Source organism: Burkholderia sp. MSMB1072, assembly GCF_001524725.1.
Classification (GTDB): domain Bacteria; phylum Pseudomonadota; class Gammaproteobacteria; order Burkholderiales; family Burkholderiaceae; genus Burkholderia.
This window is the reverse complement of sequence record NZ_LOYC01000022.1, coordinates 142650-168277: the sequence shown is the minus strand read 5'-3', so window position 1 is coordinate 168277 and position 25628 is coordinate 142650. Positions and strand designations below refer to the sequence as shown.

Sequence of the window (25628 nt, the reverse complement as noted above, 5' to 3'; positions counted from 1 at the left end):
CACGGCGCCGGCATGCGGCAAGCGCCGGCGTGATGCGGCCCGTCATGGCGAGTTCGCGCGAACGGCGTCGGCCGGACGTTGCGCGTGCGATGCGTGCGTACGCGTCGTTTCGCGATCCAATCGCCGACAAGGTTGCACTTGCCGCTGCTCGTTCGCCGTTCGCGTTCCGTCCGACGAATGGCGCTGGCCGGCGTGCCGATCGGCGTCGTCCGGAACCGGCGATACCGGCCGGGACGGCCGCGCCCGGCCCGTCCGACGGCCCGCTCAGGCCCGCGCGCCGTGCCCGCGGCCACCTCAAGCGCGGGTTCCGGCGAGATGTTAAAGTGCCCGCTACCAACGAAGCGACCAACAATCCAGCCGGCCGCGCGCGGCGTTCTGCGCGCGGCCGTCACGCACTTGCGTCTCCATGTCGAACACCATGACTCACCGCCAGTCCGAACTGCTGCTGAATCGCCTCGACGCGCTGAGCTCGGGCCCGACGCGGCAGCATCTGCCCGACGGCCTGCGCGGCATCGAAAAGGAAAGCCTGCGCGTGACGCGCGACGGGATGATCGCGTTCACGCCGCATCCGCGCGCGCTCGGTTCGGCGCTCACGCATCCGGCGCTGACGACCGACTATTCCGAAGCGCTGATCGAACTGATCACGCCCGCGGAGCGCGACGCCGCGCTCACGCTCGAACGCCTCGACGATCTGCATCGCTACGTCTATGCATCCCTCGGCGACGAGATGCTGTGGAGCGACTCGATGCCCGGCCTGCTGCCGGCCGACGATCAGATCCCGATCGCCGACTACGGCACGTCGAACATCGGCCGCCTGAAGACGGTGTACCGGCGCGGCCTCGCGTATCGCTACGGCCGCACGATGCAATGCATCGCCGGCATCCACTACAACTACTCGCTGCACGAGGAAGTGTGGCGGCGCCTGCATGCGGAAGAAGGGTCGACGGCGACGCTCGTCGATTACCAGTCGGAACGCTATCTCGCGCTGATCCGCAACTTCCGCCGCCGCAGCTGGCTGCTGATGTACCTGTTCGGCGCGTCGCCCGTGCTCGACACGAAGTTCCTGCGCGGCAAGCCGCACAAGCTCGACACGTTCGACGCCGATACGCTGTATCGGCCGTATGCGACCAGCCTGCGGATGAGCGATCTCGGCTACTCGAACACGACGGCCCAGGCCGCGCTGCACGTCGACTACAACACGCTGCCCGGCTATCTCGACGCGCTGTCGAAGGCCGTCAGCGAGCCGTATCCGGCGTACGAGGCGATCGGCACGCATCGCGACGGCGAGTGGATCCAGATCAACACGAACGTGCTGCAGATCGAGAACGAGTTCTACTCGACGATCCGGCCGAAGCGCGTCACGTATTCGGGCGAGCGGCCGCTGCATGCGCTCGCGTCGCGCGGCGTGCAGTACATCGAGGTGCGCTGTCTCGACATCGATCCGTTCGAACCGACCGGCATCGCACTGGAGACCGCGCGCTTCCTCGACGCGTTCCTGCTCGCCTGCGCGCTCGACGAAAGCGCGCCGCTCGACTGCGACGCGTACAAGGAAGCGAACGCGAACTTCGGCAGCGTGACGCTGGATGGCCGCAAGCCGGGGCTCACGCTGATGCGCGACGGCCAGCCGGTCGCGCTGCAGGCGTGGGCGGACGCGCTGATGGCCGATATCGACATCGTCGGCCGCCGTCTCGACGACATTCGCGGCGGCGACGAGCATGCGCGCGCGATTGCCGCGCAACGCGAGAAGCTCGCCGACCCGGAGCGCACGCCGTCCGCGCGCGTGCTGCGCACGATGCGCGAGAACGGTCAGTCGTTCCTCGCCTTCGCGCTCGCTCAAAGCGAAGCGCATGCCGCGCATTTCCGCGCGCACCCGCCTTCGGCCGAGATGCTGCGCACCGAGCAGGCGCTCGCCGCGAAGTCGCTGGCCGAGCAGGCCGAGCTTGAAGCGAAGGAGGCCGGATCGTTCGACGCGTTCGTCGCCGCCTATCGCGCCTATACGCTGAACCGCTTCAGCGTGTGACGATCGCGCATGCGGCCGGCGCACGGTGCGCCGCGCCGCGATGCGATTGCAATCCGGTTCCGTCGACGATCAGTGATGGGCGTATGTGCCGCGATCGGCCGCGTGCGGTAGCGCCGGCTTCGCCGATTCCGCGTGGGCCTGGCCATCGCTGCCGTAACCGGCAGCGTCGCCCCCGCCCTCGCCGCGCGCCTGCGCCGCACGTTGCATGACCGCCTGCATGTTCCGCGGAAAGTCGGGACTGCTTGCGAGGCTCGTCCGGTAGCCGGCGGCCTGCAGTTCCGCGAGTTCCTGGCGGACTTGCGCGCGCGTGAGCGTCGACGCGGCTTGCGCGTGAGCGGCGAACGCTGCGCCGATCAGCACGAGCGCGCATGCCGCGTGTTTCTTCATCATCATCGTATTTGCTCCGTGGGGTTCCGGTGCCGCGCCATCGCCGGCGCGGCCGGAAACGTGCAGCCAGTCTAGGCTTCGGACGCCAAACGAAACATCCTCGCGGCTGGCAGTCACCTTTTCCGGTCGCGCAACATTGCGCGGGTACCGGCATCGCGCGGCCACCCTCGAGCCGGCCGCGACGGGTTTTCTGTCGAACGCGACAGCGGCACGCCATCTGCCGGCCATCGTGCGGCGGCGGATCCGCATCGACTCGCCCGCATCGGGCTTCTCCCCCCTTGTACAAGCGCGTCGCGCCTCCTAACCTCTTTTAAGCGACCGATCGGTTGGCCGCGCAACGTCGTTGCGTGCGCAAGCGCCCGATCGTAGTCGCGACTGCAGGACATCGACTTGTACCGAGCCCGGCGCATCGACATGCGAACCCGGGCCGGCCGCACAAGGCATGGGACCCGAGTACGCGCTGAAGCGCCAACTCGGGTCGACATCTGGAGACACGATGAATCCCACCGACGCCCTACCGCCCGGCATCGTCTTCGCGCAACCGTTGACGCCGGTCGCCCACTCGCTGTTCCTGTCGTTCCTCGTCGCGACGATCCCGATCGCGGTCGCGCTGGTCGCGCTCGGCGTGCTGCGCCGCCCCGCGTGGCAGGCGTCGCTCGCCGGGCTCGTCGCGGGCCTCGCGGTCGCGATCGGCGCGTGGGGGATGCCGGCCGGGCTCGCGTTCAACGCGGTCGGCGCCGGCATGGCGCTCGCGGTCGTGCCGGTGATGTGGATCGTCTTCAACGCGCTGTTGCTGTACAACATCGCGGTGAAGTCCGGCCGCTTCGACCAGTTCCGGCAGTGGATGCTCGACAACCTGCCCGACGATCGCCGCCTCGTGCTGCTCGTCGTCGCGTTCTCGTTCGGCTGTCTGCTCGAAGGGATCTCCGGGTTCGGCACGCCGGTCGCGATCACGAGCGCGCTGCTGATCGCGCTCGGCTTTCCCGCGCTCGAAGCGCTCACCTATACGCTGCTGTTCAACACGGCGCCGGTCGCGTTCGGCGCGCTCGGCGTGCCGATCACCGTGCTCGGTGCGGTCACGTCGCTGCCGCCCGCGACGCTCGCGCAGATGGTCGGCCGCCAGTTGCCGTTCTTCGCGCTGCTGCTGCCGTTCTACGTGGTCGGCGCATACGGCGGCTTGCGCTCGATCGCGAAGCTGTGGCCCGCGCTGCTCGTGTCCGGCGGCAGCTTCGCGATCGCGCAGTTCGTCACGTCGAACTTCCTCGGCTACCAGCTAACCGACGTGCTGTCGTCGCTCTCGTCGCTGATCGTGACGATCGGCTTCCTGCAGTTGTGGAAGCCGCAGCCCGATCCGCAATACGCGCTCGCGCGCAGCGTGCCGGCCGCGGCCGGCGCCGCGCGCGCGGGCTTCGGCGGCTGGTTGCCGTGGCTCGTCGTGTCGGTGGTCGTGATCGTCTGGGTGCACGCGAACATCGCGGCGATCGGCGACGTGAAGATCAAGTGGCCGGGGCTGCACAACGCCGTGTACGTGTCGCTGTACCACAAGCCGTATGCGGCGATCTGGGATTTCCAGCCGCTCGGCACGGGCACCGCGATCCTCGTGTCGGCGATCGTCACGGCCGCGCTGACGCGCACCGGCCCCCGCGCGTTTGTCGAATGCGTGGTGAAGACGTGGCGCCAGACGTGGATCGCGATCGTCACGGTGATGATGATCGTCGGGCTCGCGTACCTGCTGAACTACTCGGGCATCAGCTACACGCTCGGCACCGGCGTCGCGTCGACGGGCGCGCTGTTCCCGCTGGTGTCCGCATCGCTCGGCTGGATCGCCGTGTTCCTGTCCGGCAGCGACACGTCGGGCAACGCGCTGTTCGGCAACCTGCAGGTCGTCGCCGCCCGGCAGCTCGGCCTCGATCCGGTGCTGATGGCCGCGACCAACTCGTCGGGCGGCGTGATGGGCAAGATGATCTCGCCGCAGAACATCGCGACGGGCGTGTCGACGACGGACCTGAAAGGGCAGGAGGGCGTCGTGTTCGCGCGCACCTTCTGGCACAGCGTGATCCTCACGCTGTTGCTCGGCGTGCTGGTGTTCCTGCAGCAGCACGTGCTGACCTGGATGATTCCGGCGCTGCCGAAGTGACGCGCGGCGCCACGACAGAAGGAAGGCACGAGGAAAGCAACGAGGGAAGGCGCGGGAAAAGCGCCACGTAGTATGCGGAAGCGGCGAGCGCGCGGTGGCTCAGCGCGCGTTCGCCCGCCGCATCGTTCGTCCGGGTTCGACCGCGCCGGCCGCTTCGCCGTCGTCCGGCAGGATGCACGCGAGGAACGCGTCGATCGCGGGGCTCTGGCGGCGCGCTTTCAGGTAGTACACGTATTCGTCGATCGTCGTATCGACACCGCGCAGCGCGATCACGCGCAGGTCAGGATGGCGCTCGGCTTCGCCGCGCGGAAACAGGCTGCCGCCCACCCCATGCAGGATCGCCTCGCGAATCGCTTCGCGGCTGCCGATCTCGGCGACCGAGGCGGCCGCGACGCCGGCCGCCGCGAGGATCGTCTCCGTGCAGCGGCGCGTGACCGAACCTTCCTCGCGGATCAGCAGCCGCACGTCGGCGAGTTGCGCCGGGGCGATCGAATCGAACCGCGCGAGCGGATGACGGCGGTGCACGACGAGCACCAGCGGATCGGTCGAGATCACCTTGCGTTCGAGGCCGTCGGCGTCGTTGCGCTGCGACGAGACCGCGAGATCGATGCGGAACTCCTGCAGCGCCTGCAGGATTTCCTCGGAGTTGCCGATCCGGCACGTCAGCGCGATCGACGGATGCGCGCTCGAGAAGCGGCCGACCGCATCCATGATGTAGTACGGGCCCGTCGCGCCGATCCGCAGGTGGCCTTCGAACAGGCCGCCGACGTTGCGCAGCATGATGTCGGCCTGCGCCTCGAGCGCGATCATCTTCTCGACGAGCGGCAGCAGCTCGATGCCCGTCTCGGTTACTTCGAGCTTGCGGCCGCTGCGGTAGAACAGCTCGACGCCGTACAACTGCTCGACCTGCCGGATCTGCGCGGCAATCGTCGGCTGGCTCACGCCGAGGTGGCGCGCGGCGCGCGTGATGCTGCCCTGCCGGACGGTCGCGTGGAACGCCTTCAGCTGATCGAACACGTGTCGGCTTCTCCCCCCTCTTCATCGCGCGTCAGCGTAGCGCGTGCATGTGTCGGCCGCATGAAAGGCGCGGCGTGCGCGGCTTCGAAAAAAAGCTGGGGGTGAGCGCAAGAAACCTGCGGGAACCGGTCACGGCCGGGACATGCCGGTGCGGGGTAATAACGGCGACGCAGATCGCCGGCCCCGCTCGCCCGGCGCCCCCACTCCCCCGACCACAAGGCTCTCTTCATGTCCTCGAACAATCGACGCGATTTCCTGCGCCTCGCCGCGCAGTCGGCCGGCGCGATGGCCGCCTATGCGGGCTTCCCGCCCGCGATCCGCAATGCGCTGGCGATGCCGGCCGCCTATCGCACCGGCACGATCCGCGACGTCGAGCACGTCGTGATCTTCATGCAGGAAAACCGTTCGTTCGACCATTACTTCGGCGGGCTGCGCGGCGTGCGCGGCTTCGACGATCCGCGTCCGCACCTGCTGCCGAACGGCGCGCCGGTGTGGCAGCAACCGCCGGCGTCGGTGTTCACGAAGAACTACCATTCGCGCGGGCTCGATCCGTCGGCGCCGTACGTGCTGCCGTTCTATCTCGATCCGAAGCAGACGACCGAATTCCAGCCGGGCACGAACCACGGCTGGAGCAGCGGCCACCTGTCCTGGAACAACGGCCAGTGGGATCAGTGGGTGAACCAGAAGCAGGACGTGCTGACGATGGGCTACCTGAAGCGCCAGGATCTCACGTACCACTACGCGCTCGCCGACGCGTTCACGATCTGCGATTCGTACTTCTGCTCCGCGCATGCGGACACCGCGCCGAACCGCATCTACCTGTGGACCGGCACGGTCGACTCGCGCAACGTCTACGGCAGCGCGCCGAACGGCCCGGGCATCGGCGAGCGCAACGACGTGAACGGCTACACGTGGACGACCTACGCCGAACGCCTGGAGGACGCGAAGATCAGCTGGAAGGTGTACCAGGGCGGCACCGGCATCCCGGGCGACCCGACCGACAACTACACCGACAACTCGCTGATGTTCTTCAAGAAGTTCCAGGTGAAGGAGGGCGCGAGTGGCCCGCTGGTCGACAAGGGCGCGTCGAACCACACGCTCGCCGAACTGAAGGCCGACGTGCAGGCCAACCGCTTGCCGCAGGTGTCGTGGATCGTGTCGCCGTACAAGTACAGCGAACACCCGCAGGCGTCGCCGACCGACGGCGCGTTCTACATCAACATGGTGCTCGAGGCGCTGACGTCGAACCCCGAGGTGTGGGCGAAGACGGTGTTCATCCTCAACTACGACGAGAACGACGGGCTGTTCGACCACGTCGTGCCGCCGGTGCCGCCGGTCACGAGCGGCGTGGGCGGCCAGGGCATCGTGTCGTCGAACCTGCTGTCGAACCTCGGCGACGAGCTGCTCGACCTGAACAAGTACCCGGGCGAAATGAGCCCGCTCGTGCCGGGCGCCGATCCGGGCGGCATCCAGCCGATCGGCCTCGGGCCGCGCGTGCCGCTGATCATCATCTCGCCGTGGACGAAGGGCGGCTGGGTCTGCTCGGAGACGTTCGACCATACGTCGGTGCTGCGTTTCCTCGAAGCGCGTTTCGGCGTGAAGGAGCCGAACATCAGCGCGTGGCGCCGGTCGATCTGCGGCGACCTCACGTCGGCGTTCGATTTCTCCGCGCGCCCCGACACGCGCACGGTGAGCTTCACGGTGCCGCAGCACATCGCGACGGCCGGCCAGGCGTACCAGGTGCCCGCGCAGCAGTCGATGCCGACGCAGGAACCCGGCACGCGTCCGGCGCGTGCGCTGCCGTACGAGCTGTTCGTGCACAGCCGCGTGGGCGCGCATGACGATACCGTGTCGCTCGACTTCGCGAACACCGGCGACGCCGGTGCCGCGTTCTACGTGTACGACCGGCGCAACCCGGCGACGCCGCCGCGCCGCTACGCGGTGTCCGCGCACGACCGCTTCGTCGATACGTGGAGCACGTCGGCCGCGCGCGGCGAGTACCATCTGGCCGCCTACGGCCCGAACGGCTATCTGTGCGAGTTCCAGGGCAACACGCGGCTCGCCGCGGACGGCCGCCACGCGAACCCCGAAGCGAAGATCGGCTACGACGTGCGCAACCGTCACGTGTACCTGCAACTGCGCAACAGCGGGCGCGCGACCTGCCGCGTGACGGTCGACAACGCGTACAGCCATGCGCCGGCGCGCACCTACACGCTGGAGCCGGGCGAGCGCGTCGAAGGGCACTTCGAGCTGTCGTCGAGCCACGGCTGGTACGATCTGACGATCACCGCGACCACGCTGCGCGGCGGCGACGACAAGGTCGTGCGCCGCTTCGCGGGCCACGTCGAGACGGGCCGGCCGAGCCACAGCGATCCGGGGCCGGTGAAGCGCACGGCCTGACGGCTGCGCCGGCGTCGCGCGGGCGGTTCCCCGCATCGCGCGAGCGCCGCGTGCCGGTTGCATGCCGGCTGGGGTCTGCCCACGTGCGGGCACGCGGGATTGGCTTTTGGAAACTGAAAACTGTTGACAATATGCCGGGGCGAGGGTATACAGGGATCATTCGCCGATATGGCGCCGTCGTTTTCACCCCCAGCCCGCTGCCCGACCATGACTGCCCCGAACGCGCTCAGCGCCATCGAACTCCTGCAAAGCCAGTCGCTCGCGATGATCGTCCAGGACATGCTCGAGCGCGCGATCGTCTCCGGCGAATACGCACCGGGCGAGAAGCTCAACGAAGTCGAGATCGCGACCAGGCTGAACGTGTCGCGCGGCCCGGTGCGCGAAGCGTTCCGCGCGCTCGAGCAGGCCGGCCTGCTGCGCAATGAGAAGAACCGCGGCGTGACCGTGCGCGTCGTGCCGCTGCGCGAGGCCGAGGAGATCTACGAAGTGCGCGCGATGCTCGACGAATCGGTCGCGCGCGCGCTCGCGAAGCGTATCTCGCCCGAGACGCTGAAGGTGCTGAAGGGCATCATCCAGTCGATGAAGGACGCCGCGAAGGCGCACGACGTCACGCGCTACACCGAGCTGAACGTGCAGTTCCACGACGCGATGGTCGTCGGCGTCGGCAATACGCATCTCACCGATACCTACCGGCGGCTCGTGCGCCAGCTCGGCCTGCTGCGTCAGGCGGCGATCGAGGCCGAGGAGGATGCGATCGCCGTGTCGGCGGCCGAGCACGACAAGATCGTGCAGGCGCTCGCGGCCGGCGACGAGGAAAAGGCCGTCGCGCTCGTGCGCGAGCACGTCGCGCACGGCCTCGCGCGGATGCGCCGCACGCACGAGCAGGGGTTGCCTGCGGCGGGCAAGGCGGCGCGGGAGAAGGCCGGCGCATAAGCGCCGGCGACGGTCGCGCGGGCTGCCGCGCATCGGCAAAGGGACGCGTCGCCGCGTCCCTTTGCCGATGCGCTTCAGTTCAGCCGGTCAACACATCGTCACGCCTTGTCGGCCTTCCCCGCCGCGCTCGCAAATTTCGCGAGCCACGTATCGACGACCGACGGCTGCCGGTTCTCGTCTTCCGCGCGTTCCTTGCGGCGAATCGCGTTGCGCACGACGTGCGCGCCGACGTAGCGGATCGGCTCCGGCGGAAAATGGCCGAGCGGGCCGCGTACGATCGGGCTGCGTGTCCACGCGTTGTCGAGGCCGAGCACGAGCGACGACAGGATCTGCCCGCCCATGTAGGTCGGCCCGACGCCGTTGCCCGAATAACCGAACCCGTAGAACACGTTCGGCGCGCCGTCGAGGCGGCCGAAGAACGGGAAGCCCGTGACCGAACGATCCGACGGCCCGTTCCAGCTCGCGGTGATCGGCACGTCCGCGAGCGACGGGAAGAACGCGCGCAGGCTCCGTGTGAGCTGCGCCTCGTACGGCGAGCGGCGGTCGAACACCGGCGCGATTCGGCTGCGCCACGAGAACGTGTTGCCGCCCTTGCCGAGCATCAGCCGCCCGTCGGCCGTCGTGCGGTAGTAGTAGACGAAGATCCGCGAATCGAGCACCGACACGCCGTCCACGAGCCCGGTCTGCTCCAGCAACGCCGGACATTTCTCGGTGATCACCATGTCGCTCGACACGACCGCGATCGTCCGTTCGAACTGCGGGAAGCGGCTCGCCATCCACGCATTGATCGCGAACACGAGCTTGCCGGCCGTCACACTGCCGGACGGCGTATGCACGACGGCCGGCTGCCCCGGCGTGAAGTCGAGCATCGGCGTGCGTTCGTAGATCCGGATGCCCATGTCGAGCGCAACGCGGCGCAGCCCGCGTACGAGCTTGCCGGGGTGCACGGTCGCGGCGATCGGCGAATAGACGCCGTCGAGATTGCGCGCGGAGCCCGAGCGGCGCGCGACTTCGGCGGGCGGCAGCGGCTCGTAGCTGTGGATGCCGCACGCGGCGAGCGCGTCGAGCACCGGCGCGAGCGTGCCGACCTGCGCGCGCGACGTCGCGGTGTACAGCGTGCCGTCGAGCCGCAATTCGGCATCGATGCCGTGCGCGCGGCAGAAATCGGCGATGTGCTGCACCGCCGCTTCCGACGCCTTCACGAGCCGGATCGCCTCGGCTTCGCCGAACAGACGCCGCAGCGTCAGGAATTTCGCGGACCACGTGAGCAGGCAGCCGCCGTTGCGGCCGCTCGCACCGGCGCCGCAGAGGTCGGCTTCAAGGATCGCGATGTCGAGCGCGGGGTGCTGCTGTTTCGCCTGGATCGCGGTCCAGAGGCCCGTGAAGCCGCCGCCGACGATGCACACGTCGGCCTGCGTCGCCCCTTGCAGCGCGGGGGCGAGATCGCCGTCGTTGAACAGCGCTTGTTCGATCCAGAAGGGTCGCATCGGAAGGTTCGTCGATAAGGGGCCGTGCGGCGCACGGCCGGGAAAAAAACGGGCGGCCGCGTACGCATGCGCACGCGGCCGGTGCATCGCGTCACCTCGTCACGCCGCCGCTTCGGCCGATACGCGGCGCACGCCCATCGCTTTCAGCGTGTCGGCAATGGCCGCGACGGCGCCCGGAATCCCGGCCTCGCCGAAATGGCCGATGCAGCCGACGCGGAACGTCTCCACTTCGGTCAGCTTGCCCGGATACAGAATGTAGCCGCGCTTTTTGACCTCCTGATAAAACCGCTTGAAATCGTAGTTTGGATCGTCCGGCGCATGGAACGTGACGATGATCGGCGCCTGGATCGCCGGATCGAGGAACGGCCGGAAGCCGAGCGCGCGCATCCCGTCGATCAGCGCGCGGCAGTTGCGCTGGTAGCGGCCGCCGCGCGCGGCGAGCCCGCCTTCGTCGACGTATTGCGCGACGGCCGCGTCGAGCGCGGCGACCACGTGCGTCGGCGGCGTGAAGCGCCACTGCGTCGTGCGCTGCATGTAGACCCACTGGTCGTACAGGTCCATCGCGAGCGAGTGGCTGTTGCCTTCGCAGCGTTCGAGCGCGCTGCGCTTCGCGATCACGAAACCGAGCCCCGGCACGCCTTCGAGACACTTGCCGGATGCCGCGATCACCGCGTCGAACGGCGTCGTGCGCGCGTCGATGTCGATCGCGCCGAACGAGCTCATCGCGTCGACGATCAGCGCGCGGCCGTGCTTCGCGACGGCCTGTGCGACGTCGTGCAGCGGATTCAGCACGCCCGCGCCCGTTTCGCAGTGCACGAGCGCGACGTGCGTGATCGACGGATCGGCCGCGAGCGCGCGCTCGACGTCGAGCGGATCGACACGGCGATCCTCGCGGTAGTCGATCGTCGTGAGCGCGCGGCCGAGCACGCGGCAGATCTTCGCGATGCGCTGGCAGTACGCGCCGTTGTTCGGCACGAGCACGTGGCCATCGCGCGGCACGAGCGTGCCGATCGCCGCCTCGACCGAGAACGTGCCGCTGCCTTGCAGCGGCACGCATTCGTGCGTGCCCTCGCCGTGCGCGATCTGCAGCAGCCGTTCGCGCAGCCGCGCGGTGATCGCGTTGAAATCGCCGTCCCACGAGCCCCAGTCGCGCAGCATCGCATCGCGCGTGCGGGCGGAGGTCGTCAGGGGGCCGGGGGTGAGCAGGATGGGCTGGGCGGCGAGCGTCATGGTGTCTCCTTGATGAAGTCGGGACGTCACGGGAATGCGGCAGGAACTCAACGGCGATGCGGATGGCGCCACGCCTGCGTACGGCGCAGCAGGCGATGCGAGATGCACGCGAACAGCACGCATGCGAACGACGAGGTCGCGAGCACGAGCGTGGCCATCGCGGCGGCCGGACCCATCTGGCCCGCGTCGTCGAGGTTCAGGATCGCGACCGATGCAGGCTGCGTGTCCGGCGAGTACAGGAACGCGACGGCCGACACCGTCGTCATCCCGTTGACGAACAGGTAGCGCGCGATCAGCAGGATCGCGGGCAGGCATACGGGCACCGTCACGCGCAGGAAGGTCTTGTAGAACGGCACCTTCAGCGACGCGGATACGGCCTCGAACTCGCCGTCGATCTGCCTGAGCGCGGTGACGGCGGTGAGGTGGCTCGACGCGTAGTAGTGGACGACCGTGACGATCGCGAGCAGCCACAGCGATCCGTACAGCCCGTTCAGCGGATTGCCGGGCGCGTTGAACAGGAAGATGTAGCTGATGCCGAGCACGAGCCCCGGCACGCCCATCGGCAAGATCGCGCACAGGCTGATGAAGCCGCGCAGCCAGCGCGCGCCGCGGGTCTTCTCGATCAGGTAGGCACCCCCGAACACGACGATCGTGCCGCCGAGCGCCACCGTCGCGGCCATCCGCAAGCTGTTCTTGTACGCGTCGAAGATGCCGGCCGCGATCAATCCCATCCGGTAGTGCTGCAGCCCGAGACTCATCTGGTACGGCCAGAACTTCACGAACGACGCGAACACCGAGATGCCGACCACCGCGATGAAGAATGCGCACACGAGCGCGCAGTACGCGAGCATCGCGGCGTCGAAGCCGCGCGACGGCTTCGGCTGGTACGGCGTCGAGCGCGCGCCGAGCTGCGACTGCTGGCGACGGCGGACGAAGAAGTCGATGCCGAACGCGACGAGCGCCGGGCACAGCAGCATCAGGCTCACCACCGCGCTGCGGTTGAAGTCCTGCAACCCGATGATCAGCTTGTAGATGTCGGTCGACAGCACGTTGTACGAGCCGCCGATCACGACCGGCACGCCGAAGTCGTTGATGCACATCGTGAACGCGACCATCGTCGCGCTGATCAGCCCGTACTTCGCGCCGGGCAGCGTGATCGTGAAGAACTTGCGCAGGCGGCGCGTGCCCATCGCGTCGGCGGCCTCGTAGAGCCGGCCGTCGGCGAGCGACAGCGCGGTGACGAGGATCATCAGCACGTGCGGGAACGATGCGTACACCATGCTCAGCACGATGCCCGGCAGCCCGTAGATCGAATGGCCGTGCAGCAGCGGCTTGAGCAGCCCCGCGTTGCCGAACCAGTAGATGAAAGACACGGCCGACAGCAGCGTCGGCGCGAGCAGCGGCAGCAGCGCGATCGTGCGCGCGGCGTTCTTCAGCGGCATGCACGAGCGCGTGAGCGCATACGCGAACGTGAACGCCATCGGCACGACGATCGCCGTGACGAGCGCGCCGACCGTCAGCGAATGCAGCATCGAGCGCAGCACGCCGCTGTCCTCCAGATACTCGACGAAGTTGTGCGCGCCGACGAAGCGGCCGTCGGCGTCGACGAAGCATTTCTGCACGACGAGCGCGAGCGGCAGCAGCAGGAACAGCGACATCAGCGCGGCCATCGCGAAGAGTGCGAGCTGGGCGATGCGGTCGTGCCAGTGCGTGATCTGTCGCACGTCGGCGGGGGCGGACGCGCCGCGGCGGCGCTCGGTCAGGACGGTGCTCATTGCAGTCGCTCCTTCGCGCACGGGAACACGCGGACATGCTCGCGATCGAGCGCGAGGTCGATGCGCGCGCCGGCCTGCACGCCGGTGCGGTCGACGTCGCGATACGACAGGTCGGCGACGATCTCCTGGCCGTCGAGCCCGTCGATCCGGAAGCTCACGCGGCAGAACGCGCCGAGGAATTCGAGCTTCTCGACGCGGCCGGCCAGCACGTTGTCGGCCGTCTCGCCCGGCACGCGGATGCGCAGGTCCTCGGGCCGCACGTAGACCGACACCGCCGCGCCCTGCGCGGGGCGGGCCGCACCATGGCGGCAATCGAGGCCGACCGCGCCCGCGCGCAGCGTGCCGTCCTGCGCGACTTCGGCGGGAATCGTGTTGACGCGGCCGATGAAATCCGCGACGAACGGCGATGCCGGCTGCCGGTAGATTTCGAGCGGGGTGCCGATCTGTTCGATCACGCCGTGGTTCATCACGACGATGCGATCGGCCATCGACAGCGCTTCTTCCTGGTCGTGCGTGACCATGATCGTCGTCACGCCGAGCCGCTGCTGCAGCGCGCGAATTTCCTGGCGCAGCCGCACGCGCACGCGCGCGTCGAGCGCGGACAGCGGCTCGTCGAGCAGCAGCAGGCCCGGCGACGTCGCGAGCGCGCGCGCCAGCGCGATGCGCTGCTGCTGGCCGCCGGACAACTGGCCCGGATGCTTGCGATGGCTGTCGGGCAGGCCGACCAGCGCGAGCAGCGTGTGCACGCGCTCGTGGATCGCGTCGCGCTTCATCTTGCGGTTCACGAGCCCGTACGCGACGTTGTCGTACACGGTGAGGTTCGGGAACAGCGCATACGACTGGAACACGATCCCGTAGTCGCGCAGTTGCGGCGGCAGCCGCGAGATGTCGCGACCGTCCTGCATGATGTGGCCGGCGTTCTGCGTCTCGAGCCCCGCGATGATCCGCAGCAGCGTGGTCTTCCCGCAGCCGGACGGCCCGAGGAAGCAGATCATCTCGCCCTTCATCACGTTCAGGTCGATGTCGGTGAGGACCTGCGTGTCGTTGTACCGCTTCTCGATGCGTTCTACGCTCAGATAAGGTGCCATGCGCGCCTCCATGGAGGGGCGGCCCGGGGGCCGGGTTCGACGACGGAAAGGGTGACGCGGGGCGGCGCGCGGCGCGACCCCGCCGCGGGCAGCGTCATTGCTGCGCTTTCGCCCCGTAACGCTTCTGCCACGTATCGAGGATCGACTGGCGGTTCTTCGCCGACCACACGAAGTCGTTCTTCACGAGCAGGTCCGGGTAGTTGTCGGGGATGCCGGCCAGCTTTCGCGCCACGCCCGGATACGCGACGATCGCCCACCAGCGCGCGGTGATCTGGTTCGCTTCCTTGCTCGCCATGAAATCGGCGAGCTTCTTCGCGGCGTCGGGCTGTTTCGTCGTCTTCATGATCGCCGTGCCTTCCATGTCCCAGCCGAGCCCTTCCTTCGGGAACACGAGATCGATCGGCGCGCCCTGCGCCTGCAGTTCGTGGCCGCGGAATTCGAACGAGATGCCGATCGGGAATTCGCCGGTGCCGGCGAGCGTGCACGGCTTCGAACCCGAGTGCACGTACTGCGCGACGTTCTTGTCGAGCGCATCCATGAATTTCCAGCCTTTATCGTCGCCGAAGGTCTGCAGCCACGCGGTCACGTCGAGGTAGCCGGTGCCCGACGACACCGGGCTCGGCATCACGATCGCGCCTTTGTAGACCGGCTTCGTCAGGTCTTCCCACGACGTCGGCTTCGGGATGTTCTTCGCTTGCGCGGCGACGCGGTTGTAGCAGATCGTCGCGCCCCACACGTCCATGCCGACCCAGTGCGGCGGCGTGTTCGCGTCGCTGTACTTGCGCGTGAGCTGGTCGAAGCCCTTCGGCGCGTACGGCATCAGCATGCCTTGCAGATCGAGCAGCGTGAGGCTCGACGCGGCGAGACCGAGCACGACGTCCGCGCGCGGGTTGCTCTTTTCCGCGAGCAGCTTCGCGGTGACCGAGCCGGTCGAGTCGCGCACCCAGCGGATCTCGATATCGGGGTTCGCCTTCTCGAACGCGTCCTTGTAGGGCTTCATCGCCTCGTCTTCCAGCGCGGTGTAGACGAGCAGCGACGTCTTCGCGTGCGCGGCCTGGGCGGCGCCGAGCGCGACGGCCACCGCCAGCGCGACACGGGCCGCGCCCCTCCATGCATCGAAACGCTTGTGTACCGGCACTTCGTTCATCTTCAGACCCCTTGACTGTGGCGCCGCGGCACGCGGCGGATGAGTGGAGACCAGCCCTCTTGTTGCACCGTTGTTTTGCTTTCTGTTCTCTGCATGTTGTTGACAATCTACAAATCCTCAATTTTAATGTCAAGCATGGAAAACACCCTCCCTTCGGCGCGGCGCGGGCGCCGACGGCTCACCCCTTCGACCTGAAAGGAATGAACGTCATGACTGAAACGCCTGTATCCGTGGAAGTGAACGGCCGCCGCTACAACTGGATGAGCCGGCCCGTGGTGGTCGTCTGCGTCGATGGCTGCGCATACGAATATCTGGAAGAGGCCGCCGAGGCCGGCGTCGCGCCGTTCCTGCGCACGCTGCTGAAGCCGGGCACGGCGCTCAAGGGCGAGTGCGTGGTGCCGAGCTTCACGAACCCGAACAACCTGTCGATTGTCACCGGCGTGCCGCCGGCGATCCACGGGATAAGCGGCAATTACTTCTACGATCGCGACACCGGCGCCGAGGTGTTGATGAACGATCCGAAATACCTGGTTGCGCCCACCGTACTCGCGACCTTCGCCGAACAGGGCGCGCGCGTCGCGGTCGTCACCGCGAAGGACAAGCTGCGCCGCCTGCTCGGCAAGGGGCTGAAGGGCATCTGCTTCTCGTCGGAGAAGGCCGACGAAGCGAGCATCGAGGAAAACGGCATCGACAACGTGCTCGAACTGGTCGGCAAGCCGGTACCGAGCGTGTACAGCGCGGACCTGTCGGAGTTCGTGTTCGCCGCCGGCGTGCGCCTGCTCGAGACGCGCCCGATCGACCTGATGTACCTGTCGACCACCGACTACGTGCAGCACAAGTGCGCACCCGGCACGCCCGGCGCGAACGCGTTCTACGCGATGATGGACACGTACCTGCAGCGCCTCGACGAACTCGGCGCGATCGTCGCGATCACGGCCGATCACGGGATGAACGCGAAGCACGACGACGCGACCGGCGAGCCGAACGTGATCTACCTGCAGGAGCTGTTCGACGAATGGCTCGGCCACGATGCGGCGCGCGTGATCCTGCCGATCACCGATCCGTACGTCGTGCACCACGGTGCGCTCGGTTCGTTCGCGACCGTCTACGTGCCGGCGACGGCCGATGCCGATGCGTTGCGCGCGCGGCTCGCCGCGGTCGACGGCATCGAGGTCGTGCTGACGGGCGCCGAAGGTTGCGCGCGCTTCGAGTTGCCGCCCGCGCGGATGGGTGACCTGATCGTGATCTCGAAGCAGGACGTCGTGCTCGGTACGCGCCGCATCAAGCACGACCTGTCGGGCCTCGACGTGCCGCTGCGCTCGCACGGCGGGATCTCCGAGCAGATCGTGCCGCTGATCTTCAGCAAGCCGGTCGCGACCGACGTCGCGGGCCGTGCGCGGCTGCGCAACTTCGACATCATCGACATCGCGCTCAACCATCTGCAGTGACGCGGACGCATCCGCCAGGAGACACTCATGAACGCCATTGCAGAATCGTCGGATGTCCGCACGCTTCGTCGTGAAGCACTGCGAATCGATGGTGAAAGGATCTACCGCGACGCGGTGATCGACGTGCGCAACCCGTACGACGGCGCGCTGGTCGGCACCGTGCCGAAGGCGACGCTCGACGACGTGCGCCGCGCGTTCGCGGTCGCACGTGCGTACCGGCCGACGCTCACGCGCCACGATCGCGCGGCGATCCTTCGCCGCGCGGCCGACATCGTGCGCGCACGCACCGCGGAGATCGCGGCGCTGATCACGGCCGAGGCCGGGTTGTGCATCAAGGATTCGACGTACGAAGCCGGCCGCGTGGCCGACGTGCTGACGTTCGGCGCCGGCGAAGTGCTGAAGGACGACGGGCAGATCTTCTCGTGCGATCTGACGCCGCACGGCAAGAAGCGCCGCGTGTACACGCAGCGCGACCCGCTGCTCGGCGTGATTTCGGCGATCACGCCGTTCAATCACCCGATGAACCAGGTCGCGCACAAGATCGTGCCTTCGGTGGCGACCAACAACCGGATCGTCGTGAAGCCGTCGGAGAAGGTGCCGCTGTCGTGCTACCTGTTCGCGGACATCCTGTACGAAGCCGGCCTGCCGCCGCAGATGCTGCAGGTGATCACCGGCGATCCGAAGGAGATCGCCGACGAACTGATCACGAACCCGGCGATCGACATGATCACGTTCACCGGCGGCGTGTCGATCGGCAAGTCGATCGCCGCGCGGATGGGCTACCGGCGCGCGGTGCTCGAACTCGGCGGCAACGATCCGATCATCGTGATGGAAGACGCCGATCTCGACGAAGCGAGCACGCTCGCGGTGTCGGGCTCGTACAGGAATTCGGGGCAGCGCTGCACGGCGATCAAGCGGATGCTCGTGCACGAGTCGGTGGCCGATCGCTTCACGGAGCTGGTCGTCGAGAAGACGCGCGCGTGGTCGTACGGCGATCCGTCCGATCCGTCGATCGACATGGGCACCGTGATCGACGAAGCGGCCGCGAAGTTCTGCGAGCAGCAGGTGAACGACGCGATCGCGCGCGGTGCGCGGCTGCTGGTCGGCAACGTGCGCGACGGCGCGCTGTATTCGCCGACCGTCGTCGATCGCGTGACGCCCGACATGCCGCTGGTGAAGCATGAGACCTTCGGCCCGGTGTCGCCGATCATGCGCTTTCGCGACATCGACGAAGCGATCCGGATGTCGAACAGCACCGACTACGCGCTGTCGTCGTCGGTATGCACGAATCGCTTCGATCACATCACGCGCTTCATCACCGAGCTGGAAGTCGGCAGCGTGAACGTGCGCGAGGTGCCGGGCTACCGGCTCGAACTGACGCCGTTCGGCGGCGTGAAGGATTCGGGGCTCGGGTACAAGGAGGGCGTGCAGGAGGCGATGAAGAGCTTCACGAATACGAAGACGTATTCGCTGCCGTGGTGAGCGACGTGTAACGCGCCTGCGCCGGTATCGCAGCCGGCGCGGGCGTTGTTCGGTCGGCTCATGTCGTTGGCCGATTCGCGTTTTTGCCGGGCCGCGACGCGTCGGTAGAATTCGCGGCCTTCTCGAACGGCGCAGGCGTGCCAGCGTGGTGACGCGAGACGCGGTGCCGGCTCAGCCCGGCGCGTACCCGTCGAGCACGGCCGCGACGATCGCTTCCGGCGCATCCTCCTGAACCAGATGGCCCGCGTGCGGAACCCGGATCAGCTTGCCGTTCGCGATGCGATCGGCCAGCGCCTGTCCTTGTTCGAGCGGAATCCACACGTCGTCCTCGCCCCACACGATGCGCACCGGAAAGTCCGGCGGCGCGTAGCGGGCCTCCGCTTCCTCGATGTAGCGCTGGCGCATCTGCGCGATCTGGCGATAGAACGCGGCCTGGCCGGCCGGCGTCAGCCACGGCGCACGGTAGATCGACAGCACGTCGTCGCTCAACGGCTGCGTGACCGCATTGCCGAGATAGGCCGACAGGAGCGCGCGATGCGCGTACGCGGGCAGGCCGGCGAACGCGGCTTCGTGCTGCGCGACGTGACGCACGAACGGCGAGCCTTGCGGCGCGATCGCCACCGGGTTCACGAGCGTGAGATCCGCATACGCGATGCCGTCGAGAAAGTGCGCGCGCAGCGCGGTTGCGCCGCCGTAGTCGTGCGCGAGCACGCGCGGCCGCGCGAGTTTCCATTCGTTCAGCAGCGCGCCGAACAGTGCGTTCTGACGGCCCAGCGACACGTCAGCGTCCGGCATGTCGGACTGGCCGTAGCCGAGCAGGTCGTAGAAATACACGCGATGGCGCCGTGCGAGCCACGGCGCGATCCGGCGCCATACCTGCGACGAAAACGGCGTGCCGTGCACGAGCACGAGCGGCGGCCCTTCGCCGAGCGTGCCCCATGCAATCCGGTGGCCTTCGAAATCGAAACGGTTCGGGAGTTCGAGCATCGGCTTCTCCGTGATAACCTGTTTTGGTTGTTAACAGGTTACGCCGGATTTTCCGGATGTGAAACCGATAGGTGGAAATAAATGGTTACTCGATCCGATCCGGCGCGACACGGGCACGAATGGCGCGCGGCCGATTTCGTCGGCGGCCATCCGGCGCTCGATTTCCTCAACACGGTGGCCGATACCGGCAAGACGCGTGACGAAGACAAGCTCGTCGACTGGCCGGCCGTGCGCGCGTGGGCCGCGAAAGCGGGGTTGCTGGCGCCCGACGATCTGGCGCGTCTGCTGCGTCACCCGCGCCAGGATGGCCCGGACGAGCTGGCGGCGCTGCACCGCTTTCGCGACGACGCGTACGTGGCGATCGCGCACCTGACGACCGAAGGCGGCGGCAGCGCGGGCGCGCGCGCGGCGGACCGGCTCGCGGTGGCGATCCGCGACGCGATCGGGCGCAGCGCGTTCGACGCGATCGGCGGCCGCTTCGCGTGGCGGCCCGACGCGCGCGCCGCGTCGCGCTGGATCGATGCGGTTGCGCTCGGTTTCGAGCATCTGATGCGCAGCGACGATTTCGTGCGCGTGCGGCAGTGCGGCCGGTGTACGTGGTTCTTCGTCGATCGCGGCCGCGGCGTCGGGCGGCGGTGGTGCGACATGCGCACGTGCGGGAATCGCGCGAAGGTGGAGGCGTTCAGGGAGCGGTGACGCGCGCGTCGCGACGGTTGCCGCGCCGCGCGTGCGTCATCGAGCGGCTTCGTGCGGCCGGTGGTCGGGCCATAACGTCGCGGCGACGAACAGCCCCGCTGCAAGGAACGGCGCGCCGATCGCGAACAGGATGGCCGTGAGGCCCCAGCGATCCCAGAAGCGGTCGACGAGCGCCCGCTCGGGGGTGACGGGATCGTACAGCACGCTGACCGCGTCGCCTTTGTGCAGGCCCGGTTGCGACGACGCCGAGCCTTGCGCGAACGTGATCAGCCGTCCGCTGTCGGTCGTGAACGCGACGATGGCCGAATACAGCGACGTGCGCGACCGCGACGACCGCCCGTTTTTCGCGATCTCGACCACATGGCCGGTCGAGCGCGCATAGTGGTGGACGATCTGCCACTGACGCAGGCCGGCCGCGCCGGCGCCGGCGAGAAAGCCCGTGCCGATCGCGATCGGAATCAGCACGATCGCGACGTCCCAGCGGCGCCGTGCCGGCTTGCGCGCGACGCGGGGCCGCGCCGGCTCCGTTTGCCGGCGGCGACGTTCGCCGGCAATCAGCAGGCTGCCGATCGCGAACGACGCGACGGCGAGCAGCGCCGGCACGGCCACCGGAAACCAGCGTTGCGTGAAATCGTCGATCAGCGCGGGGCGCTCGGGGTGATCGGGATCGAGCAGGACGTCGACGTTTTCGCCGATGTCGTATGCGGGGACCGTCGATGCGGTATTGCCGGCGACTTCGCGGCGCTGGCCGTCGTTCGCGAGGTACGCGACGATCGGCCGGTACGCGCGCATCGCATCGCTGTCCTGGACGATGCGCACGACCGTGCCCGGCGCGCGGACCAGATGGCCGGGTTCCCGGCTTGCCGTGATGGCGAGTACGCCGGCCAGCACGGACAGGACGACACCGATCGTCAGCGCGACCAGCGCGTCCTTACCCGGCATGACGCGATCCGGTTCGTGCGTCGCGCGGATTCGGGTGCGCCCGGGTGAACGGCCCATCGCGACGGACAGGCCGATATTGGTGCAACCATGCCCTCTGAATGGTCGCGTCTCGTTCACATGCTTCCATGCTGACGTCCATGTTCTCTCAGTGCCGGCGGGCAAACGACGATACCCGCGCCGGTCGTGTGATTTTGTCGGACGATTCTAGCGGAAACGATGCACAACGGGCGTGCGGTGGCTTACCGCGAAAGGCGCGCGCCGCGAGTGTGGCGGCCAAAACGGAAAAGGCCGGTCAGCTTTCGCTGACCGGCCTTTGGAATTCCTGGTGGGGCGTGAGTGACTCGAACACTCGACCTACGGATTAAGAGTCCGCTGCTCTACCAACTGAGCTAACGCCCCCAACAGAAGAAAGATTATGCGTGAGTATTTCAGGCTTGGCAAGCCCTTTCTGCAAATATCCCGAAAATATTTCGTCGAGATGACGGCGGCCGTCGGCGCGGTAACGAGCGGTCGCAGTTTGCGCGCTCCCGGTATGATGACGCCACACGCGTTGCGCGGCGGTCGCGCAACGTTTTCTGGACATTCGAAGATGGACGAAAACGCAGTCCGCGAATTGCTGGATCGCCTGCTGGCCCCGTGGGTCCGCTCGCTCGGTCTGGTCCCCGTGTCGATCGGCGACGACAGCGTCACGCTGCGTCTGCCGTTTTCCGGCGAGTTCCGCCATTCGGGCGGCGTGATCTGCGGTCAGGTGTTCACGGCGGCCGCCGACACCGCGATGGTGGTCGCGATCTCGGCCGCGCTCGGCGAATTCCGGCCGATGACGACGGTGTCGCTGAACACGAACTTCATGCGTCCCGTGCGCAAGGGCGACGTGCTCGTCACCGCGCGCGTGCTGCGGATGGGCCGCAACCTCGTGTTCGGCGAAGTCGAGCTGTTCGACGAGGACGGCAAGATGGCCGTCCATGCGACGTCGACCTACGCGCTCGTCAGCTGAGCGGCGCAATGTTCGACCAGATCGTCTTTGCGGGCGGCGGCAATCGGTGCTGGTGGCAGGCCGGCTTCTGGGACGTCGCGCAGCCGGCCCTCGGCCTGCGCCCGCGCGTGATCACCGGCATCTCGGCCGGCGCGGCCACCGCGTGCATGCTGTATACGCGCGACGCCGCGTGGGTGATGCGCTATTACGAAGAGGCGCTGCGCCACAACCGGAAGAACGCGTACTGGGGCAACCTGTTCGGGCGCGAGCCGGTGTTTCCGCACTACCGGATCTACCGCCAGGCGTTGCTCGACATCTACGGCGAGCCGTTCGCGAAGCTTGCCGCGGCGCCCGAGATCCGCATCGGCGTGTCGCACGTGCCGCGCTGGCTCGGCGCGCGCAGCGCGGTCGCCGCCGGCCTCGTCGCGTACAACATCGAAAAGTACGTGCGCAAGACGCTGCACCCGACGCTCGGGCGCACGCTCGGTTTTCGGCCCGAATTCGTGCGCGCGCAGGCCTGCACACAAGTCGACGAACTCGCCGATCTGATCCTGCAGTCGTCTTGCACGCCGCCGTTTACGCCGGTGCTGCGGCGCGGCGGCCGGCCGGTGCTCGACGGCGGGATGGTCGACAACGTGCCGGTCGATGCGCTCGACCCGGCGCCGGGCGACGTGCTGGTGCTCGTCACGCGGCTGTATCCGCGTCCGCAGATGTTCACGGTCGCGCATGGCGACCAGCGGCGGCTGTACGTGCAGCCGTCGAGCAAGGTGCCGATTTCGAGCTGGGATTACACGAGCCCGTCGCAGATGCGGCATGCGTACGATCTCGGGCGGCGCGACGGCGAGCACTTCCTCACGCGTGTCGGCGCGATGACGGGCGGCCGCGTGGCCGCCTGACGATCGGGAGCGGAGCAGCGGGGCCGCGCGGCGTGCGCAGCCCGTGCGATCAGCGCTTGCGGATCGGCGTCAGCGCTTCCGGGTTCGCGACGCTCGACATGTCGCCGTCGTCGAACGCGAGAATGTTGCGGAAGGCGGCACTGAAATACAGCTCGTAGCTTTCGCGTTCGACGTAGCCGATGTGCGGCGTGCAGATCACGTTTTCCATCCGCAGCAGGCTGTAGCCCTGCAGGATCGGCTCGCTTTCGAACACGTCGATCGCGACCATCCCCGGACGGTTGTGCGACAGCGCGTTGACGAGCGCGTTGTCCTCGAGCAACTCGGCGCGGCTCGTGTTGACGAGCAGCGACGTCGGCTTCATCCGCATCAGGTCTTCCTGCTTCACGATCCCGCGCGTGTCGTCGTGCAGGCGCAGGTGCAGCGACAGCACGTCGCTCTGCTCGAACAGCGCTTCGCGGCTCTCGGCGGCCGTGTAGCCGTCGGCGCGCGCGGCTTCGAGCGAATGCTCGCGGCCCCAGATCAGCACGTTCATCCCGAACGCCTTGCCGTAACCGGCGACGAGCCGGCCGATCTTGCCGTAGCCCCAGATGCCGAGCGTCTGGCCGCGCAGCACCTGGCCGAGGCCGAAGTTCGGCGGCAGCGCCGACGTCTTCAGGCCCGACTGCTGCCACGCGCCCTGCTTCAGGTTCGCGACGTACTGCGGGATGCGGCGCTGGGCGGCCATCACGAGCGCCCAGGTCAGCTCGGCCGGCGCGACCGGCGAACCGGTGCCTTCGAGCACCGCGATGCCGCGGTCGGTACACGCGTCGAGATCGATGTGGCTCGACACGCGGCCGGTCTGGCTGATCATGCGCAGGTTCGGCAGCTTCGACAGCAACTGCGAAGTAATCGGGGTCCGTTCACGGATCAGCACGAGCGCCTCGACTTCCGCCAGACGGCTGGCGAGTTGTCCCAGGCCGCGCACCGTATTGTTGAAGACCTTTACGTCGTGGCCGGCGAGCATCTCGAAGCAGTTCAGCTTGCGGACGGCGTCCTGGTAATCGTCGAGGATGGCAATTTTCATGGTGAACGGGGTGTCGCGCGTTGAAAGCGGCACGGGCGGCGGCGCACCTTGCGCACCCGCTCTGCCCGGCCGGGGCCGACATGATGCAACGTCGGCCGCTTTCGTGGTGTCTTTTTAACAGGTTGTTACGCTCCGCCGCAATCGGCGCCGGCCATCCCCGGCGCCACTCGCGCGCCATGCGAACGGGTGCGCTGTTGTGTCGCATCAAACACGTCTTTTCTGATTCGGCCGCTTCCTCGACGAGGTTCACCCAATTGTTGCTCCAAGCAGAATAATTGGATCAACTATCCGCGGAAGCCGAGGATTTTTGACTATTTTTATCGTCAACCGGCCCCTTGTTGAGCAACTCTGCATCTTTTCCGCTGTCGTAGGAGAATTACGCATTTGCTTCATCTTTTTGAAGTTGTAACAGCGGCAGGAGTCGTTTATGGATCATTTGCAGTCGATGCGCGTGTTCGTCAAGGTTGCAGATCTCGGCAGTTTCGCGCGGGCCGCGAGCGCAATGGATATCTCCAACGCGGTCGCGACGCGCCACGTCGCCGATCTGGAAGGTCGGCTCGGCACGCGTTTGCTCAACCGCACCACGCGCAGCCTCTCCCTGACGGAGTCGGGTCAGGTCTATCTGGAGCGTGCCCGCCAGATCCTCGACGAGCTCGAGGACGTCGAGCAGATGGTCGTCGCACGCAATCACGAGCCGGTCGGCACGCTGCGCATCGTTGCGCCGGTCGTATTCGGCCTGCACAACCTCGCTCCCGTGCTGCAGTCGTACACGGAGAATTTCCCCAAGGTGGTGCCGGATCTCACGCTGGTCGACCGGCAGGTCGATCTCGTCGAGGAAGGCTTCGACGTCGGCATCGTCGTCACGCGCCAGATGCGCAGCGCGAGCATCGTCACGCGGCGTCTCACCACCGGTTGCATGACCGTGTGCGCGACGCCGAGCTATCTGGAGAAGCACGGCGTGCCGATTCATCCGGAACAGCTCGCCGAGCACCCGGCCTTGAGCCTGCCGACCGAATACTGGGGCGACGAGCGTGTGTTCACGGGGCCGGACGGCGAAGTGCGCGTGCGCCCGACCAACGTGATCGTCGCGAACAACACCGCGATGCTGCGCCAGTTCGCGTTGCTCGGAATGGGCGTCGCGATCCTGCCGAGCTACCTGATCGGCAGCGACATCGCGCGCGGCGCGCTCGTGCGGCTGCTGCCGGAATTCCGGCTGCCGCAGGTCGAGATCAACATCGCCTACCCGAGCCGGCGCCACCTGCCGGCCAAGGTGCGCACGTTCATCGACCACCTCGTCGAACATTTCAGCCACTCGACCGACGCGATGATGGGCGAGCAGTGGGCCGCGCAGGGCGCGACGCCGCCGCCGATCGGCGTGGAGATGCGGGCCGAGCAGCCCGAGTCGACCGATCCGAACCTGCAGCCGCGTCTTGCACGCTCGCCGCGCACGCGCGTGGCGGTGCCGTCGCCGCTGTAACGGCTCGGCGGGCGGCACGAAAAAAAACGCGGATCGATCGATC

20 protein-coding genes and 1 tRNA gene are annotated in these 25628 nt (G+C 67.7%); 10 read left to right on the top strand and 11 right to left on the bottom strand.

The window, feature by feature from the left end; translation table 11 throughout:
* Positions 1 to 406 precede the first annotated feature (406 nt).
* Positions 407 to 2020 (top strand): glutamate--cysteine ligase, encoded by a 1614-nt coding sequence (gene gshA, locus WS89_RS11930; protein ID WP_059791117.1) that lies wholly within the window; start codon positions 407 to 409, stop codon positions 2018 to 2020.
* Positions 2021 to 2089: 69 nt separating this feature from the next.
* Here gshA and WS89_RS11925 read toward each other — a convergent pair whose 3' ends face one another.
* Positions 2090 to 2413, bottom strand: a complete 324-nt coding sequence (locus tag WS89_RS11925; RefSeq protein ID WP_059791115.1) for a DUF4148 domain-containing protein — start codon at positions 2411 to 2413, stop codon at positions 2090 to 2092.
* A gap of 490 nt (positions 2414 to 2903) precedes the next feature.
* On the opposite strand from WS89_RS11925, the gene WS89_RS11920 reads away from it, so the two are divergent.
* The gene (locus WS89_RS11920; protein ID WP_059791113.1) at positions 2904 to 4544 is read left to right on the top strand and encodes an L-lactate permease; all 1641 of its coding nucleotides are present in this window, start codon (positions 2904 to 2906) and stop codon (positions 4542 to 4544) included.
* 99 nt (positions 4545 to 4643) lie between these two features.
* On the opposite strand, the gene WS89_RS11915 is transcribed toward WS89_RS11920, so the two are convergent.
* Positions 4644 to 5561 (bottom strand): LysR family transcriptional regulator, encoded by a 918-nt coding sequence (locus tag WS89_RS11915; RefSeq protein WP_059791111.1) that lies wholly within the window; start codon positions 5559 to 5561, stop codon positions 4644 to 4646.
* 228 nt (positions 5562 to 5789) lie between these two features.
* Between WS89_RS11915 and WS89_RS11910 the strand changes: the two genes are divergently transcribed.
* Both WS89_RS11910 and WS89_RS11905 read left to right on the top strand, forming a co-directional pair.
* Complete coding sequence (locus WS89_RS11910; protein WP_059791108.1) at positions 5790 to 7961, top strand: phosphocholine-specific phospholipase C; 2172 nt, start codon at positions 5790 to 5792, stop codon at positions 7959 to 7961.
* Between the two features lie 207 nt (positions 7962 to 8168).
* Positions 8169 to 8894: a phosphonate utilization associated transcriptional regulator gene (locus WS89_RS11905; RefSeq protein ID WP_059791107.1), complete on the top strand. Its 726-nt coding sequence runs from the start codon at positions 8169 to 8171 to the stop codon at positions 8892 to 8894.
* A gap of 98 nt (positions 8895 to 8992) precedes the next feature.
* Here WS89_RS11905 and WS89_RS11900 read toward each other — a convergent pair whose 3' ends face one another.
* From WS89_RS11900 to WS89_RS11880, 5 genes are all read right to left on the bottom strand, one after another.
* Positions 8993 to 10381 carry an FAD-dependent oxidoreductase gene (locus WS89_RS11900; protein ID WP_059791151.1) on the bottom strand — a complete coding sequence of 463 codons (1389 nt, stop codon included), beginning with the start codon at positions 10379 to 10381 and terminating at the stop codon, positions 8993 to 8995.
* Positions 10382 to 10480: 99 nt separating this feature from the next.
* Positions 10481 to 11611, bottom strand: coding sequence for a 2-aminoethylphosphonate--pyruvate transaminase (locus WS89_RS11895; RefSeq protein ID WP_059791105.1), 1131 nt, complete (start codon positions 11609 to 11611; stop codon positions 10481 to 10483).
* A 47-nt stretch (positions 11612 to 11658) separates the two neighbouring features.
* Positions 11659 to 13386 (bottom strand): putative 2-aminoethylphosphonate ABC transporter permease subunit, encoded by a 1728-nt coding sequence (locus tag WS89_RS11890; protein ID WP_059501460.1) that lies wholly within the window; start codon positions 13384 to 13386, stop codon positions 11659 to 11661.
* Complete coding sequence (locus WS89_RS11885; protein WP_059791153.1) at positions 13383 to 14474, bottom strand: putative 2-aminoethylphosphonate ABC transporter ATP-binding protein; 1092 nt, start codon at positions 14472 to 14474, stop codon at positions 13383 to 13385. Before WS89_RS11885 ends, WS89_RS11890 begins: the two co-directional genes overlap by 4 nt.
* A 94-nt stretch (positions 14475 to 14568) precedes the next feature.
* Positions 14569 to 15621, bottom strand: coding sequence for a putative 2-aminoethylphosphonate ABC transporter substrate-binding protein (locus WS89_RS11880; RefSeq protein WP_059791103.1), 1053 nt, complete (start codon positions 15619 to 15621; stop codon positions 14569 to 14571).
* Positions 15622 to 15830: 209 nt separating this feature from the next.
* Between WS89_RS11880 and phnA the strand changes: the two genes are divergently transcribed.
* Both phnA and phnY read left to right on the top strand, forming a co-directional pair.
* Entirely contained in the window at positions 15831 to 17069 is a 1239-nt protein-coding gene (gene phnA, locus WS89_RS11875) for a phosphonoacetate hydrolase (protein WP_059501510.1), read from the top strand.
* Positions 17070 to 17096: 27 nt separating this feature from the next.
* Positions 17097 to 18551, top strand: a complete 1455-nt coding sequence (gene phnY / locus WS89_RS11870) for a phosphonoacetaldehyde dehydrogenase (protein WP_059791101.1) — start codon at positions 17097 to 17099, stop codon at positions 18549 to 18551.
* Between the two features lie 171 nt (positions 18552 to 18722).
* Here phnY and WS89_RS11865 read toward each other — a convergent pair whose 3' ends face one another.
* The gene (locus tag WS89_RS11865) at positions 18723 to 19538 is read right to left on the bottom strand and encodes an alpha/beta fold hydrolase (protein ID WP_059791099.1); all 816 of its coding nucleotides are present in this window, start codon (positions 19536 to 19538) and stop codon (positions 18723 to 18725) included.
* A gap of 81 nt (positions 19539 to 19619) precedes the next feature.
* On the opposite strand from WS89_RS11865, the gene WS89_RS11860 reads away from it, so the two are divergent.
* Complete coding sequence (locus WS89_RS11860) at positions 19620 to 20234, top strand: CGNR zinc finger domain-containing protein (protein WP_059791097.1); 615 nt, start codon at positions 19620 to 19622, stop codon at positions 20232 to 20234.
* A gap of 36 nt (positions 20235 to 20270) precedes the next feature.
* Here WS89_RS11860 and WS89_RS11855 read toward each other — a convergent pair whose 3' ends face one another.
* Both WS89_RS11855 and WS89_RS11850 read right to left on the bottom strand, forming a co-directional pair.
* On the bottom strand, positions 20271 to 21176 hold the full coding sequence (locus WS89_RS11855) for a DUF3592 domain-containing protein (protein ID WP_059791095.1): 906 nt from the start codon (positions 21174 to 21176) through the stop codon (positions 20271 to 20273).
* Positions 21177 to 21499: 323 nt separating this feature from the next.
* Positions 21500 to 21575, bottom strand: a tRNA-Lys gene (locus WS89_RS11850).
* A 190-nt stretch (positions 21576 to 21765) separates the two neighbouring features.
* Between WS89_RS11850 and WS89_RS11845 the strand changes: the two genes are divergently transcribed.
* Together WS89_RS11845 and WS89_RS11840 are read left to right on the top strand one after the other, a co-directional pair.
* On the top strand, positions 21766 to 22170 hold the full coding sequence (locus WS89_RS11845; RefSeq protein WP_027785770.1) for a PaaI family thioesterase: 405 nt from the start codon (positions 21766 to 21768) through the stop codon (positions 22168 to 22170).
* Between the two features lie 8 nt (positions 22171 to 22178).
* A complete protein-coding gene (locus tag WS89_RS11840) occupies positions 22179 to 23045 on the top strand; it encodes a patatin-like phospholipase family protein (RefSeq protein ID WP_059501446.1) in 867 nt (288 codons plus the stop codon).
* Positions 23046 to 23094: 49 nt separating this feature from the next.
* Here the strand turns inward: WS89_RS11840 and WS89_RS11835 are convergent, their stop codons facing one another.
* Positions 23095 to 24108 carry a D-2-hydroxyacid dehydrogenase family protein gene (locus WS89_RS11835; protein ID WP_034208703.1) on the bottom strand — a complete coding sequence of 338 codons (1014 nt, stop codon included), beginning with the start codon at positions 24106 to 24108 and terminating at the stop codon, positions 23095 to 23097.
* 427 nt (positions 24109 to 24535) lie between these two features.
* On the opposite strand from WS89_RS11835, the gene WS89_RS11830 reads away from it, so the two are divergent.
* On the top strand, positions 24536 to 25585 hold the full coding sequence (locus WS89_RS11830) for a LysR family transcriptional regulator (protein ID WP_034208702.1): 1050 nt from the start codon (positions 24536 to 24538) through the stop codon (positions 25583 to 25585).
* Positions 25586 to 25628 lie beyond the last annotated feature (43 nt).

What these genes read in the sequence shown, in the direction of transcription:
- WS89_RS11845 (WP_027785770.1), top strand. Translation starts at nt 21,766, where the DNA reads ATGGACGAAAACGCAGTCCGCGAATTGCTGGATCGCCTGCTGGCCCCG.
- phnA (WP_059501510.1), top strand. Translation starts at nt 15,831, where the DNA reads ATGACTGAAACGCCTGTATCCGTGGAAGTGAACGGCCGCCGCTACAAC.
- phnY (WP_059791101.1), top strand. Translation starts at nt 17,097, where the DNA reads ATGAACGCCATTGCAGAATCGTCGGATGTCCGCACGCTTCGTCGTGAA.
- WS89_RS11920 (WP_059791113.1), top strand. Translation starts at nt 2,904, where the DNA reads ATGAATCCCACCGACGCCCTACCGCCCGGCATCGTCTTCGCGCAACCG.
- WS89_RS11830 (WP_034208702.1), top strand. Translation starts at nt 24,536, where the DNA reads ATGGATCATTTGCAGTCGATGCGCGTGTTCGTCAAGGTTGCAGATCTC.
- WS89_RS11840 (WP_059501446.1), top strand. Translation starts at nt 22,179, where the DNA reads ATGTTCGACCAGATCGTCTTTGCGGGCGGCGGCAATCGGTGCTGGTGG.
- WS89_RS11890 (WP_059501460.1), bottom strand. Translation starts at nt 13,386, where the DNA reads ATGAGCACCGTCCTGACCGAGCGCCGCCGCGGCGCGTCCGCCCCCGCC.
- WS89_RS11910 (WP_059791108.1), top strand. Translation starts at nt 5,790, where the DNA reads ATGTCCTCGAACAATCGACGCGATTTCCTGCGCCTCGCCGCGCAGTCG.
- gshA (WP_059791117.1), top strand. Translation starts at nt 407, where the DNA reads ATGTCGAACACCATGACTCACCGCCAGTCCGAACTGCTGCTGAATCGC.
- WS89_RS11925 (WP_059791115.1), bottom strand. Translation starts at nt 2,413, where the DNA reads ATGATGATGAAGAAACACGCGGCATGCGCGCTCGTGCTGATCGGCGCA.
- WS89_RS11835 (WP_034208703.1), bottom strand. Translation starts at nt 24,108, where the DNA reads ATGAAAATTGCCATCCTCGACGATTACCAGGACGCCGTCCGCAAGCTG.
- WS89_RS11885 (WP_059791153.1), bottom strand. Translation starts at nt 14,474, where the DNA reads ATGGCACCTTATCTGAGCGTAGAACGCATCGAGAAGCGGTACAACGAC.
- WS89_RS11900 (WP_059791151.1), bottom strand. Translation starts at nt 10,381, where the DNA reads ATGCGACCCTTCTGGATCGAACAAGCGCTGTTCAACGACGGCGATCTC.
- WS89_RS11860 (WP_059791097.1), top strand. Translation starts at nt 19,620, where the DNA reads ATGGTTACTCGATCCGATCCGGCGCGACACGGGCACGAATGGCGCGCG.
- WS89_RS11855 (WP_059791095.1), bottom strand. Translation starts at nt 21,176, where the DNA reads ATGCCGGGTAAGGACGCGCTGGTCGCGCTGACGATCGGTGTCGTCCTG.
- WS89_RS11905 (WP_059791107.1), top strand. Translation starts at nt 8,169, where the DNA reads ATGACTGCCCCGAACGCGCTCAGCGCCATCGAACTCCTGCAAAGCCAG.
- WS89_RS11865 (WP_059791099.1), bottom strand. Translation starts at nt 19,538, where the DNA reads ATGCTCGAACTCCCGAACCGTTTCGATTTCGAAGGCCACCGGATTGCA.
- WS89_RS11880 (WP_059791103.1), bottom strand. Translation starts at nt 15,621, where the DNA reads ATGAACGAAGTGCCGGTACACAAGCGTTTCGATGCATGGAGGGGCGCG.
- WS89_RS11895 (WP_059791105.1), bottom strand. Translation starts at nt 11,611, where the DNA reads ATGACGCTCGCCGCCCAGCCCATCCTGCTCACCCCCGGCCCCCTGACG.